The sequence below is a fragment of the Acidihalobacter sp. genome (genome assembly GCF_037381185.1).
Taxonomy (GTDB): domain Bacteria; phylum Pseudomonadota; class Gammaproteobacteria; order DSM-5130; family Acidihalobacteraceae; genus Acidihalobacter_A.
The window spans coordinates 87,572-112,677 of record NZ_JARRQY010000010.1 but is presented as its reverse complement, the minus strand read 5'-3'; the positions used below and the strand labels follow the sequence as shown (position 1 = coordinate 112,677).

Below are 25,106 nucleotides of genomic sequence, written 5' to 3'. Positions count from 1 at the left end.
TGGCACAATAAGAGGACATCCCCACCGCCACCCAGCTGCCGCATGCCCCCTCTCCGCCGCCTTCTTGGCACTCTGCCGTTCTCGCTGCACTTCTCGGTCGCCCTGCGCGGCACAATCGCCGTGGGCACGCCGCTGATCGCCTTGAACGCCCTCGGTCATCCGACCGTAAGCTTGCTGGCAACCATCGGTGCGCTGCAGAGCACCATGGCGGACGTTGGCGGCTCCTATCGCGGGCGGGTGCTTACCCTGCTGCTGGCCTGCATCCTGGTTCCGACTGCAGCAACACTAGGCAGCCTGCTCATGCCCTGGTGGTGGGCAGTCACGCTTGGCATGACGCTGCTGTCCCTGGCGGTAGGCCTTGCCCGCAGTCTAGGCCAGCTTGGCACCTCGCTCGGCTTCGCAACCGCCGTTTCATACCTGATCGGCACAGCTCTGGGCGGCAGCGCATCGATCTCGGCGCTGGAATATGCCGGGGCGCTGCTACTCGGCTCCGTCTGGACCCTGTGCGTTGCACTCGCGCTCTGGTCGCTACGCCCCTACAAACGCCTGGAATACGAAGTCGCGGACTGCTTCGCCAAGGTCGCCGCGCTCGTACGCACCGCCGCCAATAAGGATTTCACCGCCTCCGAGGAACAAATCGCCCAACGCCGCCATGCCCTGCGCCAAAGCATCGAGCGGGCTCGTCAGGCCATTGGCCAACTCAGCTCGGGCACCGACGGACGCAGCCTCACTCTGCCGCGCCTGCTCGTCCTGGTACGCAGTGCCGCCCGCATAGGCGCCAACGCCGTCACATTGGCCGACATTCAACGCAGTGAGGGTCGCGAGTCTGAAAACGCACTAGCGATCTACACCAGGGCAGTTTCCGCGCTGGCCGATGCCAACCTTGTTATCGCCCATCACCTGAACCGCGGCGGCGGCGAACTTGACCTGCAACCGCTCGCAGACGGGCTGACCGAACTGCGCGAGGAACTCGAACGCACGCGCCGGAGCGAGGACATTCCCGACACTCTGCAGCTCAACCTTCAGCACGCCATCGGCGTACTGGACCGCACGCTGCTGCACCTGCACAACGCAGCCGAAATACTGACCCAGCTGTTCGGCAAGGAACACGGCCTCGGCAACCGCCTGCTGCCGCGCATCTACATCGGCGACCTGATCCGCCGCGGCCGGCTCGCGTTGCGCGCCAATCTCAACACCCGTTCGCTGATCTTTCGCCACGCGCTGCGGATGAGCTTGGCCATGGCTACCGCAACGGCCTGCTACACCTGGCCGCATCTACCGCACGGACTGTGGATACCGCTATCGGTCATGGTCGTGCTGCAGCCTGATTTCGGGGGCACCCGCCAGCGCTCCGTGCAACGCACGATCGGCACGATCGCGGGCGTTGCCATCGCCGGAGTGCTGATCACCCTGGTGCACGAACGGCTGCTCATCGAACTGACCCTTCTGCCGCTCATCTTTCTCACCCTGCTGTTCCTGCGCAGTCGCTACACGCTCGGCGTCACCCTGCTCACCCCTTTCGTCATTCTTCTGCTCGACCTGCTGATGCCGGGCGATACCCCGGCCATATTCGAGCGCATCGCCGACACCATGGCCGGCGCGGTGCTGGCACTGCTGGCCGGCTACTGGCTCTGGCCCAGCTGGCAGCGCGAACGTCTGCCGCTGCAACTCGCGCAGGCGCTCGAAGCCAACCGCGACTACGCTCAGGCCATACTCGAACGCCTGGCCGGCGGCGGCGAATTCGACCAGACGACACATGGATTGCGGCGCCTGGCCGAGCTGGAGGCCGTCAATACCGATGCGGCCTACCAGAACCTGCTCGCCGAACCCGCGCATACGCGCGGCGACGTCGCCAGCACGCTCAGCCTCGTCTCGTACAACGAACGCATGAGTCGGCACCTGACTGCGCTGGGCGAACACCTCGGCGCTCCGCTCCAAGCCTATCCCCGCGATGCGCTCGAACGCTGGACCGACCAGCTCCTGCTGACGCTCGACGCCGTGGCGGGAACGATTGCCGGACGACTCGAGGTCCGCCCGGAACTGACCGCATTCGAAGCGACCGATGCCGCACTGCGCGAAACCCCGTCCAGCGAGGTGTCCGCTTACGAACAGCGTTTGCTGATCGAACCGCTGTTGCAGAAGATCGCCACTGACGTATCCGCGCTGTATGCCGCCGCGCTGCGTCTGCGGCCGCTGCCCCGCAGGCAGTTGAACGCTCAGAACAGCGCCAGCTGATCACCCTGGCGAGCCGGCACCCGAAATCGCGAGCAATCCAGCGGAGGCAGGCCCCGGTCAAGGCCACAACGCCGACTGGCCAGCGCGAAACGCTGCGCAACCAGGTCGGCAAACGGCCCGCGGCCGCGCATGCGCGCCCCGAAGGTGGACTCGTAGTCCCGGCCGCCACGCATCTGCTGCAACACGCTCATGACGTGATCGGCCCTAAGCGGCAGATGATGGTGCAGCCATTCGCGAAAGAGATCCTTGACCTCATGCGGAAGCCGCAACATGACATAACCGGCCGCAATGACGCCGACATCGCGCGCCGCCTCCAGAATGGCCTCGATCTCAGCATCGTTAACCAGCGGAATTATCGGCGCACACAGCACGCCGACCGGCACCCCGGCCTGTCGCAGTGCCGCGACCACACGCAGGCGGCCCGCAGGCGCTGTCGCACGCGGCTCCAGCCTACGCGCCAATCCGTTATCCAGAGTGGTTACCGACACCATGACCTGCACCAGGCTCCTCGCCGCCATCGGCGCCAGCAGATCCAGGTCGCGCTCGATCAAGCCGGACTTGGTAACGATGGATACCGGCTGGTTACGGTCGGCGCAGACCTCCAGCAGCCGCCGTGTCAGGCGGGTACGTCTTTCCACCGGCTGGTAGGCGTCGGTATTGATGCCCAACGCAATCGGGCGGCAGCGATAGCCGCGCCCGGAAAGCTCCTCGGCCAGACGTTCCGGCGCGTCCGGCTTGTGGAACAGCCGGGTCTCGAAATCCAGTCCCGGCGATAGCCCGAGATAGGCGTGCGTGGGTCTGGCGAAGCAGTACACGCAACCGTGCTCGCAACCGCGATAGGGATTCACCGACTGCTCGAACGGGACGTCCGGCGAGCTGTTGCGCGAGATCACACTGCGCGCGGTATCCACCTCGAGCGTAGTACGCAACGATTCGCTTTGAGCTTCCCTGAACCAGCCGTCATCCTCGGCCACCCTGGACAGGGTCTCGAAACGCCCCGCCGGATTGCCGACGGCACCACGCCCCTTGCGCGGTCGTACCGGTATGGCGCAATCTGGAAAATCCTTCACGAACACCTCCGCCCACGACACCCGCTCGACCAGGAGACGCGTGCCATGATCACCCCCTCCCAAAGCTATCGTATTCATGCCCTAGAGCTGGGGCCAATGGAAAATTTCGTATACCTCGTGCACGACCTCACCAGCAACCGGGCAGCCGTGGTCGATCCCGCCTGGGACGTTCCCGCCGTACTGGCGCTCGCAGAGCGCGAAGGCGTACGCATCACGGACATCCTGCTCACCCACAGCCATCACGACCACATCAATGGAATCGATGCGGTGCTCGAGGACAGCGATGCGCAACTACACCTGCTCAAGCCCGAAGCGGACTTCTGGGGCCACCCTCTGGCACGGCCCAGCCTGCACCACGGCGGCGACCGCATCGGCCTCGGGGAGACCAAGATAGAGGTCCTGCACACCCCCGGACACACACCCGGCTCGGCCTGTTTCCATCTCGGCGACGACCTGATCACCGGCGATACCCTGTTCGTGTTCGGCTGCGGACGCTGCGACCTCAAGGGCGGTGATCCGGAAATGATGTTTGACACCCTGCGGCATCTGCGTGCGGACCTGCCCGCCGCCACCACCATCCATCCGGGCCACAACTACGCGGTCAAAACCGTCTCAACACTGGAAGAACAAGCCGCCTGCAATCCATTCATGCGTCTCACCGAACTGGACCGGTTCGTACACTACCGCATGCACGAACACGACCGCACCCGTCATACACCCTATGGTCCCGAATGCGACTGAGTTCACGCCTGGCATGACGGAAGCCACCGAATCGATGTGAAGAAATTATTGACGCTGATGAGCGCCTCCCCATGAGTCGACGTCAAACATCCGTCATATTCATCAGGACCGCTCCTCTAGAATATAGCAATAGCCTGATTTAAAAGGATTTTAAAGAATACTCCACATCTGGCACGAGTTTCGCATTCAAAGCTTTGCAAACACACGGATGCGACTCTCATGGCAATTTTCGATTTCAACAAGGCAAAAAGCGGCGAAGCCTCCACACCCCGGGATACCGCCAGCTCGACCGCCCAGAACAACGCGTTGAATCTGCTGCTACGACTGCAACAGTCCCTCGACGCGAAGGAGCTGGTCGAAGAGTTCGCACGACTGATCACCCGCGAAGTCGGCCTTGACGGCTACCGCTACCGCCATCGGTCGGAGGCAATCAACTGCCAGGACGGACACCTGAACCGGCACGAGCTTGCCTACACGCTCAAACTAGAAGACGACGAACTCGGTGAGTTCAAACTCTACCGCGCCAAACCGTTCGAGGAATCCGAATCCCAGTACGTAGAAGACCTGCTCACGCTGCTGATGTATCCCCTGCGCAATGCACTGCGCTACCAGCAAGCCTTGCGCTCCGCATATACCGACCCGCTGACCGGTCTGTGCAACCGCTCCAACATGATGCACCAGCTGCAACGCGAAATAAGCCTGTCGCGCCGCGCAAACCGACCCATGAGCCTGGTCCTCGTCGACATCGACCATTTCAAAAGCATCAATGACCGCTTTGGCCATCTCAGCGGCGATCAGGTCATCCGCTGCGTGGCGCAACATCTGCGTGGCAGCCTGCGCGACTTCGACCTGATCTTCCGCTACGGCGGCGAGGAATTCGTACTCGTACTGAGCGGCGTCGATGCAACATTCGCCGGGAGCATCGCCGAGCGACTGCGGGCGGCAGTCGCTGACCACACCTGCCTGCTCGAAGGCGGCGGCAAGGTCTCCCCGACGATCAGCCTGGGCGTCAGCCAGCTGCGCGACGACGAGGACCCGACAACGCTCTTTGCCCGTGCCGACGCAGCCATGTATCAGGCCAAGACCCAGGGACGCAATGCGGTTTGCGTATCTTGACAGACTCGAAACCGGATCGACATTCGTTCCCGACGGGCAAATTCAGCTAAGATGCACACAGACATAAGCTGGACCGGGCATTGATTCAACAGTCCTTCTCAAAACCGCCGGATATCGAACCTGACTACCAGATCATTCAGGACGAGAACCGCATCGTACACCTGCTTGACGAACTTCGGCGCGAACGCACTTTGCTGACCGCCCTGCTCGACGGCGGTCGACATGCATTCAGCACGGCAATCGTCGAAATACGCAAAAAGGACAAGGCGCTGATCCTGGACGAATTCGTTCCCGAGCAAGGCAACCAGATGATGGCGCGGAGCGGCAAGCTATGGATTCTGGGCCAGCTGCATGGCGTCAAAACCGCGTTCCAGACCGACATCCGCGACTCCGGCATCGAGGACGGCATCGCCTTCCATCGCATTAGCCTTCCGCACGCCGTGCGCCATCAACAGCGCCGTGAAAGTTTTCGCGCCGTCGTGTCCATGGGCATCAGAACTCCCGTCCACATCAAAGGCGACAACAACGCTCCGCTAAACGGCCAGCTCCGCGATCTCTCCATCGGAGGTCTTTCCGTTATCCTGCCATTGCTCAAGGAACTCGACGACCTGGAGCTGGGCACCATCGTCGAGGATTGCGAAATCGATCTACCGGGTCAGGGGCAGCTTTCGGTCAAGGCTGAAGTCCGCCATATGCAGCGTAACGAAAACCAGAAGAATGCACAGGTCGGACTAGCGTTCCGCGAGCTGCGACCGCAGGATCAGAGACTGCTGCAGCGCAGCGTCACCCACCTCGAACGCGAACAGCTTCGCAAACAACCTAAGGACGACTGATCTCCCGGGTCAGCACCATTTACATACGTCCCATGGAAACCCGCTTCAAGCGCGGCGCCGGTACCCGCTGCCGGCGCCAAAGCGCACCAGTTCCAGAAGTTCGCCCGCACCACCAATCGTTTCCGCCGCCCCCAGCATGAGATAACCCCCTGGATTCAGGGCCTGAGCCAGACGCCGGAGGACGTCCTCCTTCGTCGCCGCCGAAAAATAGATCAACACATTGCGGCAGAAGATTACATCGAAGCGGCCAAGCGCCGCGTAGCTCTCCAGCAGATTGAACACGCGGAAGCTGACGCGCGACTTGATCCTGGCGTTCAGCTCCCAGGTTTCGCCATGCTGCACGAAATAGCGTGCACGGAGTTCGTCGTCTATACCCCGGCCCATGCTGAATCGATCGTAGGTGGCCGACTGCGCATCGCGTATCACCCGCTCCGCGACATCGGTACCCACGATCTGCACCTGCGGCGCGGGCACCAAGGGATGCATACGCTGCGACTCATCAACCATGATGGAAATGGAATAGGGCTCCTGCCCCGAGGAGCAGGCCGCAGACCAGACCCGCAGGGAACGCGAGCGCGCCCCAAGCTCGGGCAGGATATGGTCACGCAGATTCATATAAGGGTGGCGGTCGCGAAACCAGGAGGTCTCATTGGTCGTCATCGCCTCTATCGCTTCCCGCGCAAGCGCCCGGTCGCGCGGCAGACGCGCCAGCAGCTCGCTCAGGGAACCCAAACCGGCGTCGCGCGCAAGCCGGCTGAGCCGGCTGACGACCAAATAGTGTTTTTGCTCTCCCAGAACAATTCCGCTGGAACGTGCCAGAAATTCTCGGAAAGCGTCGTATTCAGCTTCAGTGAGACGATTGTCGGCCAACGCCGTACCCCCAATCACGCGATAAACCACCGCAAGTCGGACGCGGCCTACTCGCATTATAACGCGCCAAAGCGCCAAGCAAGCCAGCAGGTTCGCCGTCTTTCAATATACGATGATTCGGCGACCAGCACATGGGCCGAGCGCTCATATCGATCCGTTCGTGTCGATCCGTTCGTGAAGTACTTGACTTGGGATTCGCGAAAGAAAAAGGAGGTTCCTTCCACCCGAGACAGTCAAGGCACTCTGCGCCTTACAACTGCGGGCGCTCAGAGGCCGGCAGCGGTGCTGCGCGCCAACTGATCATAGGTCAGCGGTTCCGCGGGCTCACCGCGCAGCAGACGCATCAGTTGCTGAATGCGGCGCTGCCCTCCCCTGTTCAACATCTCGTTGTGCCGGTTGAGTTCGGCGCAGGCCGAAATCTCTGCTTCCAGCCTCCGCCAAACCCCCTGCAGCGCAGCTGTCGGCTCTGCCTGCTCCATAAACGCCATCACGCCGGAAGCATCGGCTTTGAAACCCAATGCTTCGGCCGCGGCATTGCGGCGTTCGGCCGCGTCCTGCAGCGCCGCCACCATTTCCTGCTTCTGAGCGACCACCGCGCCGATATCTTCGATCTGCAGCGAAGTCAGCACTTCAGCCTCGCGCTCAAGCACGGCGCGCAAGGACTCCGCACCGGACAACTCATCCCGAAGCGCGTCGAAAAGGGACCTCTGGAATACTTCGCTGCTCATCGGGCTTTTCCTCTCTGAACTCAGGACTTGGAGGGGAATTCAAATCCCAACAGCTTGTTGGCGATGCGCGTGGGATCGATGTTGTAATCGCCGGACTGGAGTTTCTGGCGAATCTGCTCAACCCGCTGCGAATCGACCGCTGGTTGATGAGCAAGCTGTTTTTCCATTTGCGCCAGTTGCATGCCGGTCTGCGTCAGGCTGACCGAATCGCCGGCAGCACCGGCGCCGGTTTTCACAGACTCTCCAGACGCCGCCGCAGCTCCTGCCTTATCAGCCTTGCCGGCAACCGTCGAGCCGGCTGGGCGCGTCCCAAGCTGCTGCACGTCCTTGACGTCGATACTCATTATCAACTCCCTACCGCCGCAACCAGCGGTTCATTACTTCTTTCCTGCAAGTCTTATCGGCAAGGATCGGAATAACTTTAGGCCTATCTTCCAATCAATCGCATCGCCGTGAAGTCACTCCTCCATAACAGTATACAAGGCTTGAAACACGGCACCCGCGAATCACACTCAGCCTTGCACGCTCACCTGCCCGGACCCCGTCACCACTCCTTGCACGACCCGTTTCGAACGGCTGTTGCGCACCCGCACCAGAGCGCCACGCTCCCCGTTCTGCAGGGCTACACCCTGAGTACTGACGCTGAATCCTTCCGCGCCGGCAGTCAGCGTCACCACCTGCCCCCGTCTTACCAGCAAAGGCGGATGCAGCATCCCCGGAGTAAGCACCTCGCCGGCGGACAGATTACGCCGCAACACCTGCCCAAGCACCGCATTGCGATGCGTAAAATAGCCATAAGGCAAGCGCGCCACATTGCGTTCGGCCATACTCAGCATAGCCCCACTGACCTGAGCCCCGCGCTCCAGGGGCTGCGCGGCAATCAGAACCTTGAGCCGCGCCTTGACGTCGACCGGCACATACAGTTTCCATGAGTGTGCGCCGATGCAACGCACACTGACCACAGTATGCCCAACCTTGCTACTCCCGGAGGGCATGGAAGGCCTCAGAGGGCGCTGACACAAAGGCAGCCGCAAGCGCGAATCCAGCGTCGCGGAGCGCACTTCCAAGCGCGCGGCAGGCATAGCCTGCCGCGCCTCCCCGCGAGCATAGTCGGCCGCTATCTTACGGATCGAAGCGAGCGTCTGGAACTGTTCTGCGAAAGTCGTTGACGGAGCAAAGAACGCAAACAGACAACTGAACAAGACTATGGCGCGCCAATATCCGATCACGCGCTCGCCTCGACCACCCATCATCGTCATTTTTTTGTCATTCGACATACCTTCTTCGCCACAATTCCTAGAGCATGAACAGAAACATGCTAAATGCTTTAGCAAATATCGCGCCCGAAGCTGATCCCATGAGAACGACAGACCAACGAACCGACGCATACAGGCCGATACAAGCTAAACTTCAAGCTACATCTGCCGATTTATAATGCAAGACCTCCTCAGGAGGCGAATGGCCGGACAGGCCCCGCAAGCTGTGCCCAAAGCGGCGCAGCACTTGTTGCCGGAGAACTTGTCCGCACATCAATCAAGCCAAGCCCGGAGAGGCTCATGTCAAACATCCTCAACAGCGTCGACCAACGCACCCAATTGGCCGGGCAGAATCGGCTCGAACTGCTCCTGTTCAAGATCGATGCGCGGCAACTTTTTGCCATCAACGTTTTCAAGGTCCGCGAAGTCATTCCCGAGCCCAAGTACAAGCCCGTCCCTCAGGCCCACCCTTATGTTCTAGGGATAGCCGATATCCGCGGCCACGCCACACCGCTGATCGCACTCGCCAGCCCGCTCGGGCGTCATAGCCAGGTACCGATGGGCCAGGGCTTCATCATCGTCACAGAGTTCAACCGTATGGTTCAGGGCTTCCGCGTCGACGCGGTCGACCGCATCATCAACATCAGCTGGGAAGCCGTGCTGCCCCCGCCCAACAGCAGCCGCTCCGGGCACTACATGACTGCGGTCACCCAGCACGAAGACCAGCTCATCGAAATTCTCGACGTGGAACGCATCCTGGCCGATGTCCGCGGCATTTCGACGGAAGTCTCCGAAAACCTGCGTAACGAAGCCGCCACGGTGCAGCAGGAGAGGCCCCACCGCGTGCTGGTGGTCGACGATTCCTCGGTCGCGCGGCTCCAGGTTCGGCGTACGCTGGAGCAGATCGGCGTCGAGGTCGAACTCGCCAACGACGGGCGCGAGGCGCTGGAGAAACTCGAAGCCATGGCCGCACAGAGCGCCCCGGAAGAATGGTTCGACGCAGTGGTTTCGGACATCGAAATGCCGCGCATGGACGGTTACACGCTTTGCAGCAGCCTGCGTGCCAACGAACGGCTGGCGAAACTCCCTATCATCCTGCATACCTCGCTGAGCGGGTCATTCAACCAGGCCATGATCGAACGCGTCGGCGCGAACGGCTTCCTGCCCAAATTCCAACCGGACGAACTCGCCTCGACCGTACTCAAACTGCTGGAACAGAATGACTGAGCCGATCTCTACGGCACTCCGAACTTACTAAGAATGCGCTGATTAAATAAGCGAGCAGAATGAACCGCAAGGCGCCCGCAGCTTAGCGAGTGAGACACACCAAGTTGGATAGGCGAAGGAGCAAGCAGCGCGCAACGTGGCAAATATCGCCCGCATGGCCATTGAATCAGCGTATCCCTAAGTCGAACGGAGGATAGCGACACTCGTGTGCCTGCAAGGAGCGCCGTAGAAGTGCCGGTTCTGTGTTGCACAGCTTGGCACGGTCCGGCCATTACCTGCGTCCGCGCCTTGGTCCCGAGACTCTGAATATCGTCTAGCCTCTGTCCATCTCAGTCATGTGAACAGGCGCGGCAAGATGGTAATCTGCCGCGGTACGCCATACACACAGGCCACTGCCCCAACATGCCACCGCTCGAACTTTCCACCGACTTTCTCGCTCGACTTATTCCTCTGGACGGCCTATCCGATGCAGATCGCACCGAACTGCTCAAACGGTCTCGCCTCGACAGCATAGAGGTCGGCAAACGCCTGCCGGCGCGCAACGGAGAACGCTGGATCAGCTATCTTATCGAGGGTTCCATGGATCTGATCGGTCAGGGTTCTGTGGTCGAACATCTCGATCCCGAACTCGATCCCAAGCGCGTTCAGCATCCCGTGTTCGCAGACAACGCCGCAGAGCAGATCGAATATGCGACCACCACCACGCCGGCGCGGCTTCTAAGCATCAACCGAGCGGCCATACAAGAGCTGATCAGCGCCTCCTACGACGTCGACGAAGCGAGCCTCAACGATGTCGAAGGCGGCATGCTCGCGCAGTTGTATCAGGCTTTCCACAATGGCCAGATGAAGCTTCCCAGCATGCCTGAAGTGGCAGTCCGCGTACGCATGCTGGCCGACGATCCGGATTCCGGCATCAACGACATCGCTAAAATCATTCAAACCGACCCCTCGCTGGCGGCGCGCCTCATCCAGGCCGCCAACAGTGCCGCCTACCGCGGTTCGCGGCCCGTCGATTCCATTCGCGACGCGGCCACCCGCCTCGGACTCAAACGCAGCTCCAGCCTGGCCATGAGCATCGCCCTGCATGGCTCCTTCAAGACCCAATCGCCAAGCATCTCGCAACATATGCGCAAGAGCTGGGATCTGAGCGTGGAAGTCTCGGCTCTGGCTTACGTGATTGCGCGTCACATTCGTCATATCGACCCGGATCGAGCGCTTCTCGGCGGTCTATTGCATCGCATCGGAGCCGTACCAATTCTCCTGTATCTCGAATCGCTTCCAGCCACCGAGGAAGAAGTCGATCGTGCGCTGCACAGGTTCACCCCGATGATCGGCGGCTTGCTGCTCAAGGAATGGGGCTTCGATCGCGACTTCATCCGCACCGCCGAGGAAGCCGAACACTGGGAACGCGATGACGATCCCAAACCCGACCTGTGTGACGTGGTTATCGCTGCACGTCTATACGCCAACCTGCGCTCGCCAACCCCCCTGCCGATGCCCGAGATAACCGAAGTTCCGGCATTCAACAAACTCGGCCTCGGCGCACTCGAATCCGATCGCACGCTGCAGGTGCTCGAAGACGCTGCAGAGGAAATCGCCTCCATTCGCGAATTCCTGAGCTGATGGAGGATACCCTCCGACTCCGCAACCGCTTTGCACCAGCGCCGCACGAGTAGAATCACAACAGCCCGACGAAAGAGGCCCAGGGCATATGCAAACCGGCATTCGCGTCGATGCCCGCCTCGGCACTGGAGGCGTAAGCCCCAATGCCCTGCAGGCATGGAAAACCGGCCAGGTACTCAAGGCCATGGTCGTGACAGGCACGCCGCCCGAGGCGGGCGGCGGGCAGGCCGTATTGCGTATCGGCAGCAACGAATACGCGGTTCGATCGCAAACCCCGCTACAGGCGGGAGACACGCTGCAACTTCAGGTCAAACGCACCCAACCCGAACCCGTACTGCAGCGACTTTCAACAACCCCCCAGGCACCTGAGACCGGCCGCCAAAGCACCGCTCGGCAGGCAGTCAACAGCCTGGAACAAAGCGTGAGAACGCTACTGGCACAGCAAGGCAAGCTATCGAGCGCCCTGCAGACGCTGACCGCCAAACTTCCGCAGCTCGGTTCACAATCCGCACAGCGCCTGGAAAACCTGCTCGCCACCCTGCCAACTCCGCAGAAGCTGAGCCAGGCCGAAGGCCTGCGCAGCACCCTGTCTACATCCGGCAATCATCTGGAAGCCAACCTACAGCAGGGGCGTCCTCCGGCCTCCGCCGACCTAAAACTGCAACTGATGCAAACGATTGCGGGACTTTCTCCTGCCGACGCGCGGACGGTGCGCTCCGACCTCGAAGGCATGACTGCGCGCATCAGCCTCAACCAGTTGCACAGCACGCAAACCGCAGGTACCGGTACGCATTTGTTCGTGGAACTTCCGGTTCGTACCGCGCAGGGATTTCAGGAGGTACGCCTGGAAATCGACGCCGATACGGGCAGTCGGCATGAAGAATCCGATATCCCGCCGGACTGGTCGGTCAGACTGCAGTTGGATCTGCCGGGGCTGGGTCCGCTGGAAGCACGCGTGGCGAGCATCGGCGGTAGTGTCTCGGCGCGTTTCTGGGCCGAACAGCAGGCCACGACACGACGGATAGAAAACGCCCTGCCAGAACTCGCCGCCGCCTGGCGCGACCAAGGCCTGCAACCGGGAGCCCTGCACGCCTATCACGGAAACGCCCCGGCGCCGCCGCAAAACCTTTCGGATATGGACAGCAGCCTGGTGGACACGCGCGCATGAGCCGTTCATCTCCACCCGGCACGAAGGACCCGACAGAACGCCGCCTGCTCGCCGTAGCGCTGCACTATAGCGGCGAAGGTGCTCCGAGGGTAACAGCGAAAGGCTATGGCGTAATCGGTGAACAAATACTGGAGCGGGCACGGACACATGACGTACCTATTCGCCAGGATGCCGAACTCTCCGGCCTGCTGGCACGCGTCCCGCTGGGCGACGAAATTCCCGAGACCCTATATCTGGCGGTCGCCGAAGTGCTGGCGTTCGCGTACCGCTTGAGCGGCGGCGGCCCCGAAGCCTTGAACAGCGACGAAGAAACGGTCGATAACGGTAACGACTAGGGACCGATTCCTCCCCTTTCGCCGCGGAAAAGTCTTTCCGGATCAGGCTTTCGCGTCAATCTGGCCAGCCGAGCGAGACCAGGACAGCCTGTCAAAACACGCCAGAGCCGGATTCTGACGCGACTCAGCCTTCTCCGCCTGCTGCCACTCTCTGCTGCCCTGCATCGTACAAGGCCTTCAGCAGATCGGCTTCACCACGCGTCAACCCACACACCGACACCAGCTCATCGGGAGACATCCCACTCTGCAGCAGTTTGAGCGCCTGCGAATGCACACCACCGGCCTGAGCCTGCAGTTCCAGGCTGTCCAGGCGTTCGCGCAGACGCGTGTAGAGCGTATCGAAGCGCTCCTCCAACTCGGCATCCCGATGCCGTCCAGCTTCCACGACATGCTGCAATTCCGCCAGTTCACGCTCCAAACGCCCGAGACCGTCGCCATCCTCGTCACGGACGCTCCGCTCCCGCCGCAGTTTCAGCACCTGCCAGGCAGCCCACAGAGCGATCACCGGGAAGTAGATCAGATCCAGCGCCAGCAACACGCTCAGCCAGTCGAAATGCATAGAATCTATCTCAAAATTATCCACAGCCTTGGCAGCGGCGACTCAGGCCAGCAGCGCAAAGCGATACGATGGGCTGGAAACGCTCCTGCTCCGAAGATACGCCGATTATGAGCGGTCACACTCCCGCACCCATTCGATCAGCGTGCCCCTACGCATACTCGTCGATAATACCCCCTGAAGGTGGTCGACGCGGCGGTTTCGGTGTCTGTCCGTCGTCTTCTTGCAGTGCATCCTCATGCGTCGAGCGCGTCGGTTTGCGCATGCGTCCATCCTGCGACGAACGCCTGCGTTCGCCCACCGTCGTCGACGGCAATCCGGGCTGCAGCGGCCCTACCTCATCGGCCATGATGCCGAAGGATCGAACTCAAATGGCGGCGAGTTCGGCCCATTCCTCTTCGCTCAGCAGCTTGTCGACGTCGACCACGATGACCAGTTCCTTGTCACGCGACGCCACACCTTCGATATAGCGCGCGGCCTCCTCGTTACCCACGCTGGGGCTGGGATCGATATCTCCCCGCGGAATCTGCACGACTTCCGCCACGCCATCCACCAGGATACCCACATCCTGTCCAGCCGCCTCAAGCACGATAATCCGGCTCAAGTCGGTATTTTCAGAGTAGCTCATGCCCAAACGTAGGCGCGCGTCGATCACGGTGACGACCTTGCCGCGCAAATTGATGATACCCAGCACGTAGTCGGGGGCCCCGGGCACCGGCGAAATTTCACCAACCCGGAGCACTTCCTGTACGCGCATCACGTCCAATGCGTAGACTTCTCCATTCAGTTCGAACGTCACGCACTGCAGAACTTCGTTCTGAATTTTCTGTTTGTCGTCTGCCACTTTTGCCTACCTCTGTTCGTCACGATTCCACCGCCCGGCGCCGCTCCTGGCCAGGAGCGAACATCAATCACGCCAGTACGGACTCATCCTCGGCCACCATCCGTGCCAAGACTTCAACATCGAGCAATGCGCACATCTGGTCGAGCACCGTACCCGCCAGCCAGCGGCGCGCCGTGCGCTGTGTACGCCAGCGCACGGCCTCTGGCTGCAGTTCAATGACATCTCCCAAGCTGTCACAGGTCAGCCCCCAGCGGCCACCCTCCACCAAAAGAATATGTCCAGGCCCCGATTCCGGCTCACTCTTCGCCGCCTGCGAACGACGATCGCGGGGGAACACCAGACGGGCCGTATCAATCACACCCGTCTTGCCGCCGTCGCGCGCCAACAGGCCGAGAAACCAGTCCGGCCGTCCCGGCGTCGCAGTGATGTGTTCCCCCCACGGCTGGATGCGCGTCAGCTTGGCCAGCGGCACCGCCAGCTTGAGGGGACCGACATGGAACAGCAGGCACTGGAACTTTTCCCGCGCCCACTCCGGCACACCATCCTCCGGCTCTGGTTTCGACTCTGGTTTCGGGACGGGCACCAGCGCCAGAGCACGCGACGGCGCAATGACTTCCGGCGCCGCCATCTCAGCCTCCTGCGGCACCTGCTCCGTAGAGACCTGCAACAGCGCGTCCAGGTACGCGTCAAGTGCCTGATCCTGAGCCAGCAGAGTCGTCTTGCTCTCAGACTGCCGCGCCATGGGTTACCTCCATCGGCCAAGCCGTCATCCGGCCTTCCAACCATTCCAGCAACTGTGCGTAAGCACGGCTGCCTCGGGCACCGGGACGCAAGGTGGTCAGGGGAATCGCGGACTTGCTGGCCTCGCGGAACTGCGTATCGATCGGAATCACGCCCTTCCACACATTGTCGCCGTAGTCACCTCGCAGTTGCCTCAGCGCCTCGACCGCGGCCCGGGTACGCCGGTCGAACATCGTGGGCACGATAGTGTGCTTGAGTTCACCCGATGAGCGCGAACGCGCCACCATCGACACGGTGCGCAACATGCGCTCCAGCCCCTTGAGTGCAAGAAACTCAGTCTGTACAGGAATCAGCAGTTGTTCGCAGGCGGCCATGGCGTTCACCATCAGCACGCCTAGCATTGGCGGGCAATCGATCAGCACGCGGGCATAACGGCCATTCAGCGCACCCAAGGCATCGGCGACCACCAGTCCCATACCCTCGCGCGCGCCGAGCTGACGATCCAGCGTCGCCATCGCGGTGCTGGAGCACAACAGATCGATACCATCCACTCCCGTAGGACGCAGCAGTTCGAGCGGAGCCAACGGCTCCCCCTGTGCCCGGCGTTGGAACAGCGAATACACACCGGCGCCGTCCCCTTCCGGATCGAAGCGAAAATAGCTCGTCAGCGAGCCGTGCGGATCGAGGTCTACCAGTAACACCCGTTCGCCGCGTCGCGCCAGCAGACCTGCCAGGCTGACCGCGGTGGTCGTTTTACCGACGCCGCCTTTCTGGTTGGCAACTGCCCAGGTACGCATCTCAACCGCCTCCCGAGTATTTCGGATTCATGAAAGCCGTAGGCATGGCTTTCGAAGGCAAGGGGGTATTTTCCGCTACCACCACCAGCTCCACCCTACGGTTCTGGGCCCGTCCCTGAGGTGTGGCATTGCTGGCCACGGGGTGATACTGACCATAGCCGACAGCGGCCAGACGCTGCGGTTGAATACCGTTCTCCGTCATCTGGTGCACCACCGAAGCGGCACGTGCCGCCGAAAGCTCCCAATTGGAGGGAAATATCGGCGAATGAATGGGAACATTGTCGGTAAATCCCTCCACCTGTATCTGCACCGGAAGCGAACGCAAGGCCTGCGAAACGTCCTGAATCACGGGCTTCGCACCAGGAGCCGGCACGATGCTGCCGCTGGAGAACAGCAGATCGGTATTGATCTTGATGTCGACCCATTCCTTATGCACGTTGACGCTGACGATCTTCGAGGAAATGAGTCCGGATAGCCGCTTTTCGATCGTCGCCCCCATCTTCCGGATATCGGGCGGGGCCGGACGCGCCGCTCTCTTGGGCGTTTCAAGCTTGGGCGCCATGCTTTCCGGCAAACCATCCAGACGCATCGGCGCCGGAAAGCTCTTGAGCGGGGCATCCGCAGGCGGCCCCGCCGCCTCGACCTTGCCGACCTGTATCGGTTCGAGGCTATGCGGAGGCGTGCGAAACGCAGCGACCAACGACTCTGACAATATGCGGTACTTGCCCTCGTTGACCGACGAGATCGCATACATGACCACGAAAAAGGCGAACAGCAAGGTAATGAAGTCCGCATAGGACACCAACCAGCGTTCATGGTTGATGTGCTCTTCCGGCATTTTCCTGCGTTTGCCAGCCATGTCAGCCTCGCCTCGTTTCCCGCTACTGCAAATATCCGCGCAACTTGGCTTCGATCGCCCGCGGATTCTCACCTTCCGCGATTGCCGTCAGACCCTCGATCGTCATCTCTCGCATACGGCCCTGTGCATGGATGATGGATTTGAGCTTGCCAGCGACCGGCAGCAAAATCAGGTTTGCCAAACCCACACCATAGATGGTAGCCACGAACGCCACTGCGATGCCCTCGCCCAACTTGGACGGATCGGCCAGATTCTCCATCACGTGGATCAAGCCCATCACGGCACCGAGTATGCCGATGGTCGGCGAGTACCCTCCCGCCGCCTCGAACACCTTTGCCGCATGCATCTCCTGCTCCTCGAACGATTCCAGTTCGACCTCCATGATCGAGCGGATCGATTCGGGTTCGCGGCCATCGACCAACAACTGCAAGCCCTTGCGTGAAAACGGTTCGTCGAGTTGCTCGGACAGCGCCTCAAGACCCAGCAGCCCTTCCTTTCGCGCCAACTGGCACCATTCCACGATGCGGTCAGTTGCAGCAGCGACTCCACACGGCCGCCTTCGATGAAGTTGCCGCCGACGATAGCTCCGAAGGCCACCAGCAGGCCGAGCAGGGAAAGAATATCCACAGCTCAACCCTCCGCCACCGGTGCACGGCGCGCTCGACATGCAAGCAGTCGCCGGCTCGGGCATCGCACTAGAAACTCCTGGCCAGTTCGGGCCCGACATCGGCAAGCGTCAACACACGGTCGCTCAAGCCGGCCTCCGCCACCGCCGCGGGCATGCCATATACGGTGCAACTCGCCTGATCCTGCGACCACACCACTGAGCCGTTGCGCTTCATCAGCCGCGCGCCCTCACGTCCGTCCGCTCCCATACCGGTGAGAATCACGCCGAGATTCTTGCCCGCGTTGACACGCTCGGCCGAAGTGAAAGCGACATCGACACTGGGCTTGTAATTCAATTCGGGCGGACTCTCGCTTACCCGCACGCGCAACGCACCGGCATTTCCCTCAATCTGCAACTGTTTACCGCCAGGCGCGAGCAGAGCCAAGCCGGGGCGCAGCACGTCCTGATCTTTCGCCTCACGAACCTCGATGGCGCACAGACCGTTCAGACGTTCGGCGAACGTCGGCGTGAACGCCCCTGGCATGTGCTGGATGAGGACCAACGGACGATGGAAGGTACCGGGCAAAGCGGTCAGCACACGTTGCAAGGCCACCGGTCCGCCAGTCGAGGTTCCGATCAACACCAGACTGCAATCGCGCACCGAGACGCCGGGACGGGCCGCTACGGAAGGCGCACTGCGTACCGGCGCCGCTGGCACGCGCGGGGCCGCGGGCGCGTGAGGTGCGCGTCGGGCCAGCGTTTTGATGCGCTGACACAGCACACGTCCGACCTCGACCCGGTCGCGGGCAATTTCCTCGAACTGTTTGGGCAGAAAATCCGCCGCCCCCGCATCTAGAGCATCGAGCGTTGCGCGCGCGCCCTCCTGGGTCAGGGAGGAGAACATCAGCACCGGACGCGGACTGCGCGCCATGATCCGCCGCAAAGCGGTAATGCCGTCCATGACCGGCATCTCGATGTCCATGGTCACAAGGTCGGGCTTCAGAGTGAGCGTCTGCTCGACGGCCTCCTGTCCGTTCCCGGCCATTCCCACGACCTGTATCGTCGGATCAGCTTCGAGCATACTTTTGATCGCACGCCGGAAAAACGCCGAATCGTCGACGACCAGTACCCGTATTGCCATTCCCTAACTCCTTGCCAAGAAGCGCACCTCCCGTTCGGTGCCACCCCTTCCAACTGTGCCTACGCGGCCAGTCCGTGCGCGCGCATGATACCCGGCAAATCCAGGATCAACGCCAAATGGCCGTCACCGGTAATCGTCGCTCCAGCATAGCCCGGTACCTGTCGCAACCCCGGCCCCAGCGGCTTGATCACCACTTCCTCCTGGCCGAGCAGATCGTCGACCACATAACCGACCCGTTTGGTGCCAATATGAACCACCACAACGTGCCCCAAGCCGTCGCGCGTCCGCTCCGGCACACCCGGCGCCAGCCAGCGCCCGAGTCGCACCAGTGGCAGCGCCTTTTCCCGCACCACGATGACTTCCTTATTGTCCACCTGCTTGGTGTGATTCAGATCGAAATCGAGGATTTCACCAATCGAACTCAGCGGGATTGCGAACGGACGCCCACCGACCTTGACCATCAGCGTCGGCACGATCGCCAGCGTCAAGGGCAGGCGAATCCGGATGACGGTGCCACGGCCAGGTTCCGACTCGATCTCGATACTGCCGTTGAGCCCTGCGATACGGGTCTTGACCACATCCATGCCCACACCGCGCCCGGAGATGTCGGAAACCTGCTCCTTGGTCGAAAAGCCAGGCTGGAAAATCAGGTCGAACACTTCCGCCCGGCTCAGACGATTAGCGGACGACTCGTCCATCAGACCTTTCTCGACCGCCTTGGCCCGAAGTATGTCCGGATCCATGCCCTTGCCGTCGTCCTCGATGGCCAACAGGATATGGTCGCCCTGCTGTTCGGCAGACAGCAACAACTCTCCTGTCGTCGGCTTGCCGGCCTGGGCGCGCACGTCAGGCATCTCGATCCCGTGATCGACCGAGTTTCGTACCAGATGCACCAGCGGATCCGCCAGCGCCTCGACCAGATTCTTGTCCAATTCGGTCTCTTCGCCCCGCAGCTCCAGGTTCACTTCCTTGGCCATGTTGCGAGCCAGATCCCGCACCACTCTCGGAAAACGTCCGAAAACCTTCTTGATCGGCTGCATGCGCGTACGCATGACGGCGTTCTGCAGATCGGTCGTGACCAGCTCCAGGCTGGAAATCGCCCCTGACACCGCCTCATCGTTAGTCCGCGTACTGAGCGTGACCAGGCGATTGCGCACCAGCACCAATTCGCCGACGAGATTCATGATGTCGTCCAGGCGTTCGACGTCGACGCGTACGGTGGTCTCGGCCGGTGGCGTCTGCACCGCCTTGGGAGCAGCCGCCGGCGCGGGCCGAGATTCGGGCCGAGCCGGGGCAGACGGCTTGCTATTGTCCTGCTTCGCCTTCACCTCGGACTTGCCATCTGCCTTGGGCTTGGGCGCATCGGCAGTCTGTCCGCTGCCGCCCTGCGGCGCGGCACCGGCGCCATGCAACTGATCGAGCAGTGCCTCGAACTCATCCTCGCTAATCTCGTTGCCGCCGGAGGCGGCGGGCGTGGCCGGTTCTTCCCCTTCCGGCTGACCGCTATGTTTGCCCTCGCCGTGCAACTGATCCAGCAGAGCCTCAAATTCCGCATCGGTAATCTCGTCCGACTGCGCACCGGACTGGTCGGCTTCAGACTCCTGAGACGCTGACGCCACCTCCGGCTCCGCAGATGCCTCGAGCATGGCTTCGAATTCCGCGTCGGCTTCATCGACAGCAGCCGGCGGCGGCGCGACTTCCACCTGCTCGCCCGCGGCCAGTGCGGTCAGGCGCGACATTAGCGCCTCGTCAGCGGGGTCTGGCTCGCTACCGGCCCGCAGGGTGGTGAACATCACATTCAGAGCATCCACCACCGCCAGAATGACGTCCATCAACCCGGCATCGACCTGGCGTTCGCCCTGGCGCAGCTGGTTGAAAACGTCCTCGGCGTGATGACAGACATCAACCAACGGGTGCAGCCCGAGGAAGCCAGCACCACCCTTGATGGTATGAAAGCCTCGGAATATGGCGTTCAGCAGGTCGGAATCAGCGGGATCGCGCTCGAGATCCAACAACTGGCCGCCGAGGCCATCCAGGATTTCACCGGCTTCGATCAAAAAATCCTGCAGCAGTTCGTCGTCCGCCCCGATACTCATGTATTTCCCCTTGCCATACCGCAACGCCTGCCAACCAAAGCGCCGCCGTTGTCGATGAAATCAACGTTCACAGCTAAGCCGCGGGCACGGATACGCCAATCGTTCTTCAGAATCAGAAACCGAGACTGGACAACAGATCGTCGACTTCATCCTGACCGTGTACGACGTCAGCCTTGTCCACGCCCGGCACGGCCGGTCCGTAACCATGGCTGTCATTCTTGTTTTCGGCCGCAGTCGGGATTTCTTCAGTCGTACGGGCCATGCGCTCGCCGGCGACCCGCACCAGACCGACCAGTCCCTCTTCGACTTCCTGCACCAGATCGATGACACGGCGGATCACCTGGCCGGTCAGATCCTGAAAATCCTGCGCCATCATGACCTCGGAAAGCTGCGCGGAAACGGCGACGCTCTCTTCCTTCGCGCACCCCAGGAACTCGCTCAATTCGCGGCTGAGTTCACGGAATTCCTGCACATCCAGTTCGCGGCTGCGAAAACGCTCCCAGCTCTGCGCAAGTTCACCCGAACGGTCGCTGATACGGCTCAGGCGGGGCATGCTGTCCTCGATCGCATTCAGCGTCCGGTTCGCGGCCTGTTCGGTCATGGTGACCACGTAACTGAGCCTCTCCTTGGCGTCGGGGATATCGGTTTCGGTGATTTCGCTCAGACGCGAATCCATGCGAAAACTGTTCAGCGCTTCGTGCAGCTGGCGCGTCAGGCGTCCCAACTCATTGAACAGGCTTCGCTCGTGCTGGGCGCCCAGCGTGTCCAGCAGCGTTGCCACTTCGCTTTCATCGCCGCTCTCCAGCGCGCTCACCAGATTGCGCGCCACCTGCAGGCGGTCGTCCGTACTTTCCGACTGATTGTTTTCCTGATCGCTCACGACATCACCCTTCCAGACGCTCGAAGATTTTTTCAATTTTTTCCTTCAGCGTCTCCGCCGAAAAAGGCTTGACCACATAGCCGTTGACACCGGCCTGCGCCGCCTCGACGATCTGGTCCCGGCGCGCCTCCGCCGTGACCATGAGCACCGGTAGCGAGGCGAGCTTCGGGTCGGCCCGCACAGCCCTGAGAAGCTCGATGCCCGGCATCTTCGGCATATTCCAGTCGGTGATGAGGAAATCGTATTTGCCGGTCTGCAGCATCGGCAACGCACTGGTGCCGTCATCCGCCTCTGCGGCGTTGTTGAAGCCCAGTTCGCGCAGGAGATTCTTGATGATGCGACGCATCGTCGAAAAATCATCCACGACGAGAATCTGCATGTCCTTGTTCACAAACACACCTCATTGTTTTGATTCATGTTTCGGACGTTGCTTGGCGCCCAACAGGCCGGAATCCGATCACGCTAACACGCTGTAGACGCAGCGCTAGCCCCGCCAGTCGACCATCCTCGCTCGCAATCGCACCAATGCCTGACTGTGGATCTGCGATACCCGCGATTCGGTCACGCCCAAGACCTCACCGATCTCGCGCAAATTCAGCTCGTCGTCGTAGTACAACGACAGCACTAACGCCTCACGCTCCGGCAAACCGGCAATTGTACTCGCCAATGCCTCTCGAAAGTCATCATCCGCCAGCGCCTCATACGGATTATGTCCGCCGCCAGGCAATGTCGCGTCGCGACTTTCGCTTTCACTCTCGCCCAGCGAGTCATTAAAACTGAACACCTGATGGCTTGACGCATCGCGTGCCCATTGATGGTATTCATTCAGGTCGACACCCAGTTCCTCCGCGATCTCGGCATCGCGCGCCGCACGGCCGACACGATTCTCCACTGCACGCACGGCAGCAGACAACTCGCGCGCCTTGCGGTGCACGGAGCGCGGCGCCCAATCGCTGCGCCGCACTTCGTCCAGCATGGCGCCGCGTACTCGGATGCCGGCATAAGTCTCGAAGCTAGCTCCCTGATCCGACTGGTAGTTACGGGCCGCTTCGATCAACCCCACGATCCCCGATTGCACCAGATCGTCGACCTGCACATTGGCGGGCAAGCGGTGGATCAGGTGATAAGCGATACGCTTGACCAGCGGAACGTGTTGCGCCACCAGCCGATCGACATCCTGCGTATCACTCACCGCATACATGCTCAATCGCCCCACAGTGCTTCGACTGCCGATGGCGCGTTCAGCAAACGCTCGACAAAAAACTCCAAATGCCCCCGTGTGCCGCTCTGTACAGGCCAGTTATCGGCACGCAGAGCCAAATTCTTGAATGCGCGGCCGGAAGGGCTGCCCGGGTACATTTCCACCACCGCGCCCTGACGCTGCACGGCCTGACGCAACATCGGATCTTCCGGGACCGCCCCTATGTAGTGCAGGGTCACGTCCAAAAAACGACCGCACACAGCCGCCATCTTGCGGTAGAGGACATTGCCTTCCTGTCCGTCGCGCACCCGGTTGGCCAGGATATGGAAACGCCCGATGCCGTGTTCGCGACTGAGCACCTTGATCAGCGCATAGGCGTCGGTCATCGAAGCCGGCTCGTCGCAGACTACGACGATGACCTCCTGTGCTGCGCGGCTGAAACTGATCACCTCGTCGGAAATACCCGCCGGGGTATCGACCACCAGTACGTCCAGCGGCACGCTCAACTCACTGAAGGCTCGGATCAATCCGGCATGCTCGGCCTGCGAGAGACCGGCCATGCGCGACACGCCCGATGCCCCCGGCACCACCTGAATCCCCCGCGGCCCCGACACCAGGATTTCGTCCAGAGTGCACTCGCCGCTGATGACGTGCGACAGATTGGCGGTGGTCTGCAGACCGAGCACCACGTCCACATTGGCCAGCCCCAGATCCGCATCCATCAACATGACCTGGCGGCCGAGACCGGCCAATGCGGTGGCCAGATTCACCGAAACGTTCGTCTTGCCCACGCCGCCCTTGCCACTGGTCACGGCGAGTACCCGCACCGGTTGCGACTCCCGCACCCGCTGCAGGCCCTGAGCCTGATCTTCGGCCTTATCCGGCATAAGCATGCTTCGAACTCCTGTCATTGCCTCGTGCACCGACCATGCTCCAGTCTTCGCTGCGGCGGCGTTTGGCCAGTTCCACAGCCTGCCCCAGCAGTCGCTGCAGCCGCGCCGGCTCGAGGTCCTCCGCGATGCGCTGCCCAGTACCAAGATAGCTCAAACGCAGGCCTCCATATCCGATCAACGCCGAAAACGGCTCTCCCAGGCTCTCCGCCTCGTCCAGCTTGGTCAAGACGACGCCACTCAACGGCGCCTGCCCGAAACGCCGCAGCGTCTCACCCAAGGCGCCGCGCGCCATATTCGCGGCCAGCACCATGTACAGACGCACTTCGGGCACATCAGCCAACGCCTGCAACTGTTCCTGTAGATGTTCGTCCCGAGGTGACATTCCAGGAGTATCGATCAATATCAGACGCTTGTCGTTGAGACCTGGCAGAAGGCGGCGCAGTTCCTCGGCGCATTCGGCCTGATAAACCGGGACGCCGAGCAACTGGCCCAGCGTCGTCAGCTGGGCATGTGCGCCGATGCGGTACCCGTCGGTACTCACCAGGGCCACATGACCGCGTCCATGGCGGATGATGTAGCGCGCAGCCAGCTTGGCCAGGGTGGTCGTCTTGCCGACGCCCGTGGGCCCGAGCAAGGCGATAACGCCACCATCCTGCACAATCTCATCGTTGCCTAGATGCAGGCGGTCGGCCAGCGTCGCCAGCGCATCGCGCCATGCATGTCGAAAGTCATCCGTGGGTGGACCGGCTTCTGCGATGGCCCGTGCCAGATCGGCATCCATCCCCATGCGCTCGAGTTGACGCACCACCTCGGCCTGGCGCGGGCGCTCACGCGCGAACTCACTCCAGGCGATGCGCGCCAGCTGTCCTTCCAGCAGATCGCGCATCGATGCCAGCTCGCGCCGTAACGCGCTCACCGTCGCGCTGTCGTCCTCCTCGGCACTTGGCTTCGCAACCTTCGCCGGCTGCTCCGTCCGCGGCCAGGGTGCATCCTCGCGCAGGCTTGCGGCAACCGCAGGGGTAGCGGCTTTGGGTGCGGCAGCCGGCAAAGCCGCGGCTGCCCGCGGGGCCGGCTCGCTGCGCCGCGTCATGTCCGCGACCAACTCGGCGTCGAAATCGACTGCCGCCATCAACTCGATGCCGCCGTCGACCTGACGGCTGGAAAGTATCACCGCATCGGCGCCCAGCGAATCGCGCACCAAGCGAATCGCCTGACGCATGTCCTGAGCCATAAAGCGTTTGATCTTCATTCGAACCCCTCAAACCCTTCCCCAAGGAAGGCCTCAGACA

Annotated in this window: 25 protein-coding genes and 1 pseudogene; 8 read left to right on the top strand and 18 right to left on the bottom strand. The window is 61.7% G+C overall.

Annotated features, from left to right (window positions below; translation table 11 throughout):
- Positions 1-42: 42 nt before the first annotated feature.
- The gene (locus tag P8014_RS05055; protein ID WP_337816212.1) at positions 43-2,235 is read left to right on the top strand and encodes an FUSC family protein; all 2,193 of its coding nucleotides are present in this window, start codon (positions 43-45) and stop codon (positions 2,233-2,235) included.
- Here the strand turns inward: P8014_RS05055 and P8014_RS05050 are convergent.
- Positions 2,217-3,281, bottom strand: coding sequence for a PA0069 family radical SAM protein (locus P8014_RS05050; protein ID WP_337816253.1), 1,065 nt, complete (start codon positions 3,279-3,281; stop codon positions 2,217-2,219). The two genes, P8014_RS05055 and P8014_RS05050, sit on opposite strands and share 19 nt — an antisense overlap.
- Before the next feature lie 69 nt (positions 3,282-3,350).
- Here P8014_RS05050 and P8014_RS05045 point away from each other — a divergent pair, with 69 nt between their 5' ends.
- From P8014_RS05045 to P8014_RS05035, 3 genes are all read left to right on the top strand, one after another.
- Positions 3,351-4,046, top strand: a complete 696-nt coding sequence (locus P8014_RS05045) for an MBL fold metallo-hydrolase (RefSeq protein ID WP_337816211.1) — start codon at positions 3,351-3,353, stop codon at positions 4,044-4,046.
- A 219-nt stretch (positions 4,047-4,265) separates the two neighbouring features.
- Positions 4,266-5,162, top strand: a complete 897-nt coding sequence (locus P8014_RS05040; protein ID WP_337816210.1) for a GGDEF domain-containing protein — start codon at positions 4,266-4,268, stop codon at positions 5,160-5,162.
- 80 nt (positions 5,163-5,242) lie between these two features.
- The gene (locus tag P8014_RS05035) at positions 5,243-5,995 is read left to right on the top strand and encodes a PilZ domain-containing protein (RefSeq protein ID WP_337816209.1); all 753 of its coding nucleotides are present in this window, start codon (positions 5,243-5,245) and stop codon (positions 5,993-5,995) included.
- A 45-nt stretch (positions 5,996-6,040) separates the two neighbouring features.
- On the opposite strand, the gene P8014_RS05030 is transcribed toward P8014_RS05035, so the two are convergent.
- The 4 genes from P8014_RS05030 to flgA all read right to left on the bottom strand — a co-directional run bounded on the left by P8014_RS05030 (position 6,041) and on the right by flgA (position 8,843).
- On the bottom strand, positions 6,041-6,922 hold the full coding sequence (locus P8014_RS05030; protein WP_337816208.1) for a protein-glutamate O-methyltransferase CheR: 882 nt from the start codon (positions 6,920-6,922) through the stop codon (positions 6,041-6,043).
- Positions 6,923-7,131: 209 nt separating this feature from the next.
- Positions 7,132-7,593: a flagellar protein FlgN gene (locus P8014_RS05025; protein ID WP_337816207.1), complete on the bottom strand. Its 462-nt coding sequence runs from the start codon at positions 7,591-7,593 to the stop codon at positions 7,132-7,134.
- A gap of 20 nt (positions 7,594-7,613) precedes the next feature.
- Positions 7,614-7,937 (bottom strand): flagellar biosynthesis anti-sigma factor FlgM, encoded by a 324-nt coding sequence (gene flgM, locus P8014_RS05020; protein WP_337816206.1) that lies wholly within the window; start codon positions 7,935-7,937, stop codon positions 7,614-7,616.
- Positions 7,938-8,105: 168 nt separating this feature from the next.
- Positions 8,106-8,843, bottom strand: coding sequence for a flagellar basal body P-ring formation chaperone FlgA (gene flgA, locus P8014_RS05015; RefSeq protein ID WP_337816252.1), 738 nt, complete (start codon positions 8,841-8,843; stop codon positions 8,106-8,108).
- A 306-nt stretch (positions 8,844-9,149) separates the two neighbouring features.
- Between flgA and P8014_RS05010 the strand changes: the two genes are divergently transcribed.
- The 4 genes from P8014_RS05010 (at position 9,150) to P8014_RS04995 (ending at position 13,202) form a co-directional block, all read left to right on the top strand.
- Positions 9,150-10,076 (top strand): chemotaxis protein CheV, encoded by a 927-nt coding sequence (locus P8014_RS05010; RefSeq protein ID WP_337816205.1) that lies wholly within the window; start codon positions 9,150-9,152, stop codon positions 10,074-10,076.
- Positions 10,077-10,478: 402 nt separating this feature from the next.
- Positions 10,479-11,699 (top strand): HDOD domain-containing protein, encoded by a 1,221-nt coding sequence (locus tag P8014_RS05005; RefSeq protein WP_337816204.1) that lies wholly within the window; start codon positions 10,479-10,481, stop codon positions 11,697-11,699.
- A gap of 88 nt (positions 11,700-11,787) precedes the next feature.
- Positions 11,788-12,867: a flagellar hook-length control protein FliK gene (locus P8014_RS05000; protein WP_337816203.1), complete on the top strand. Its 1,080-nt coding sequence runs from the start codon at positions 11,788-11,790 to the stop codon at positions 12,865-12,867.
- The gene (locus tag P8014_RS04995; RefSeq protein ID WP_337816202.1) at positions 12,864-13,202 is read left to right on the top strand and encodes an EscU/YscU/HrcU family type III secretion system export apparatus switch protein; all 339 of its coding nucleotides are present in this window, start codon (positions 12,864-12,866) and stop codon (positions 13,200-13,202) included. Before P8014_RS05000 ends, P8014_RS04995 begins: the two co-directional genes overlap by 4 nt.
- Positions 13,203-13,326: 124 nt before the next feature.
- Here the strand turns inward: P8014_RS04995 and P8014_RS04990 are convergent, their stop codons facing one another.
- The 13 genes and pseudogenes from P8014_RS04990 to flhF form a co-directional block, all read right to left on the bottom strand.
- A complete protein-coding gene (locus P8014_RS04990; protein WP_337816201.1) occupies positions 13,327-13,761 on the bottom strand; it encodes a DUF2802 domain-containing protein in 435 nt (144 codons plus the stop codon).
- A 364-nt stretch (positions 13,762-14,125) separates the two neighbouring features.
- On the bottom strand, positions 14,126-14,602 hold the full coding sequence (locus tag P8014_RS04985; RefSeq protein WP_337816200.1) for a chemotaxis protein CheW: 477 nt from the start codon (positions 14,600-14,602) through the stop codon (positions 14,126-14,128).
- Between the two features lie 67 nt (positions 14,603-14,669).
- Positions 14,670-15,344 carry a chemotaxis protein CheW gene (locus P8014_RS04980; protein WP_337816199.1) on the bottom strand — a complete coding sequence of 225 codons (675 nt, stop codon included), beginning with the start codon at positions 15,342-15,344 and terminating at the stop codon, positions 14,670-14,672.
- Positions 15,328-16,140: a ParA family protein gene (locus P8014_RS04975; protein ID WP_337816198.1), complete on the bottom strand. Its 813-nt coding sequence runs from the start codon at positions 16,138-16,140 to the stop codon at positions 15,328-15,330. Before P8014_RS04975 ends, P8014_RS04980 begins: the two co-directional genes overlap by 17 nt.
- Before the next feature lies 1 nt (position 16,141).
- Positions 16,142-16,999 (bottom strand): flagellar motor protein MotD, encoded by an 858-nt coding sequence (gene motD / locus P8014_RS04970; RefSeq protein WP_337816197.1) that lies wholly within the window; start codon positions 16,997-16,999, stop codon positions 16,142-16,144.
- A gap of 22 nt (positions 17,000-17,021) precedes the next feature.
- Positions 17,022-17,626 (bottom strand): annotated as a pseudogene (locus P8014_RS04965) (flagellar motor protein).
- A gap of 68 nt (positions 17,627-17,694) precedes the next feature.
- The gene (locus P8014_RS04960) at positions 17,695-18,747 is read right to left on the bottom strand and encodes a chemotaxis response regulator protein-glutamate methylesterase (protein WP_337816196.1); all 1,053 of its coding nucleotides are present in this window, start codon (positions 18,745-18,747) and stop codon (positions 17,695-17,697) included.
- Positions 18,748-18,806: 59 nt separating this feature from the next.
- Positions 18,807-20,843 (bottom strand): chemotaxis protein CheA, encoded by a 2,037-nt coding sequence (locus P8014_RS04955; RefSeq protein ID WP_337816195.1) that lies wholly within the window; start codon positions 20,841-20,843, stop codon positions 18,807-18,809.
- Positions 20,844-20,955: 112 nt separating this feature from the next.
- Positions 20,956-21,723 (bottom strand): protein phosphatase CheZ, encoded by a 768-nt coding sequence (locus P8014_RS04950; protein WP_337816194.1) that lies wholly within the window; start codon positions 21,721-21,723, stop codon positions 20,956-20,958.
- Between the two features lie 4 nt (positions 21,724-21,727).
- Positions 21,728-22,102: a chemotaxis response regulator CheY gene (gene cheY / locus P8014_RS04945; RefSeq protein ID WP_337816251.1), complete on the bottom strand. Its 375-nt coding sequence runs from the start codon at positions 22,100-22,102 to the stop codon at positions 21,728-21,730.
- 105 nt (positions 22,103-22,207) lie between these two features.
- Positions 22,208-22,924 carry an RNA polymerase sigma factor FliA gene (locus tag P8014_RS04940; RefSeq protein WP_337816193.1) on the bottom strand — a complete coding sequence of 239 codons (717 nt, stop codon included), beginning with the start codon at positions 22,922-22,924 and terminating at the stop codon, positions 22,208-22,210.
- Positions 22,925-22,926: 2 nt separating this feature from the next.
- The gene (locus tag P8014_RS04935; RefSeq protein ID WP_337816192.1) at positions 22,927-23,817 is read right to left on the bottom strand and encodes a MinD/ParA family protein; all 891 of its coding nucleotides are present in this window, start codon (positions 23,815-23,817) and stop codon (positions 22,927-22,929) included.
- Positions 23,801-25,066: a flagellar biosynthesis protein FlhF gene (gene flhF / locus P8014_RS04930; protein ID WP_337816191.1), complete on the bottom strand. Its 1,266-nt coding sequence runs from the start codon at positions 25,064-25,066 to the stop codon at positions 23,801-23,803. The genes P8014_RS04935 and flhF overlap by 17 nt, the downstream gene beginning before the upstream one ends.
- Positions 25,067-25,106 lie beyond the last annotated feature (40 nt).

Coding starts and splice junctions, on each gene's coding strand:
- P8014_RS04995 (WP_337816202.1), top strand. CDS start 12,864: ATGAGCCGTTCATCTCCACCCGGCACGAAGGACCCGACAGAACGCCGC.
- P8014_RS05010 (WP_337816205.1), top strand. CDS start 9,150: ATGTCAAACATCCTCAACAGCGTCGACCAACGCACCCAATTGGCCGGG.
- P8014_RS04960 (WP_337816196.1), bottom strand. CDS start 18,747: ATGGCAATACGGGTACTGGTCGTCGACGATTCGGCGTTTTTCCGGCGT.
- P8014_RS04990 (WP_337816201.1), bottom strand. CDS start 13,761: ATGCATTTCGACTGGCTGAGCGTGTTGCTGGCGCTGGATCTGATCTAC.
- P8014_RS04940 (WP_337816193.1), bottom strand. CDS start 22,924: ATGTATGCGGTGAGTGATACGCAGGATGTCGATCGGCTGGTGGCGCAA.
- flgM (WP_337816206.1), bottom strand. CDS start 7,937: ATGAGTATCGACGTCAAGGACGTGCAGCAGCTTGGGACGCGCCCAGCC.
- P8014_RS05030 (WP_337816208.1), bottom strand. CDS start 6,922: ATGCGAGTAGGCCGCGTCCGACTTGCGGTGGTTTATCGCGTGATTGGG.
- P8014_RS05040 (WP_337816210.1), top strand. CDS start 4,266: ATGGCAATTTTCGATTTCAACAAGGCAAAAAGCGGCGAAGCCTCCACA.
- P8014_RS04975 (WP_337816198.1), bottom strand. CDS start 16,140: ATGCGTACCTGGGCAGTTGCCAACCAGAAAGGCGGCGTCGGTAAAACG.
- P8014_RS05055 (WP_337816212.1), top strand. CDS start 43: ATGCCCCCTCTCCGCCGCCTTCTTGGCACTCTGCCGTTCTCGCTGCAC.
- P8014_RS05005 (WP_337816204.1), top strand. CDS start 10,479: ATGCCACCGCTCGAACTTTCCACCGACTTTCTCGCTCGACTTATTCCT.
- flhF (WP_337816191.1), bottom strand. CDS start 25,066: ATGAAGATCAAACGCTTTATGGCTCAGGACATGCGTCAGGCGATTCGC.
- P8014_RS04935 (WP_337816192.1), bottom strand. CDS start 23,817: ATGCTTATGCCGGATAAGGCCGAAGATCAGGCTCAGGGCCTGCAGCGG.
- P8014_RS05045 (WP_337816211.1), top strand. CDS start 3,351: ATGATCACCCCCTCCCAAAGCTATCGTATTCATGCCCTAGAGCTGGGG.
- flgA (WP_337816252.1), bottom strand. CDS start 8,843: ATGGGTGGTCGAGGCGAGCGCGTGATCGGATATTGGCGCGCCATAGTC.
- P8014_RS04980 (WP_337816199.1), bottom strand. CDS start 15,344: ATGGCGCGGCAGTCTGAGAGCAAGACGACTCTGCTGGCTCAGGATCAG.
- motD (WP_337816197.1), bottom strand. CDS start 16,999: ATGGCTGGCAAACGCAGGAAAATGCCGGAAGAGCACATCAACCATGAA.
- P8014_RS04955 (WP_337816195.1), bottom strand. CDS start 20,843: ATGAGTATCGGGGCGGACGACGAACTGCTGCAGGATTTTTTGATCGAA.
- P8014_RS05000 (WP_337816203.1), top strand. CDS start 11,788: ATGCAAACCGGCATTCGCGTCGATGCCCGCCTCGGCACTGGAGGCGTA.
- cheY (WP_337816251.1), bottom strand. CDS start 22,102: ATGCAGATTCTCGTCGTGGATGATTTTTCGACGATGCGTCGCATCATC.
- P8014_RS05025 (WP_337816207.1), bottom strand. CDS start 7,593: ATGAGCAGCGAAGTATTCCAGAGGTCCCTTTTCGACGCGCTTCGGGAT.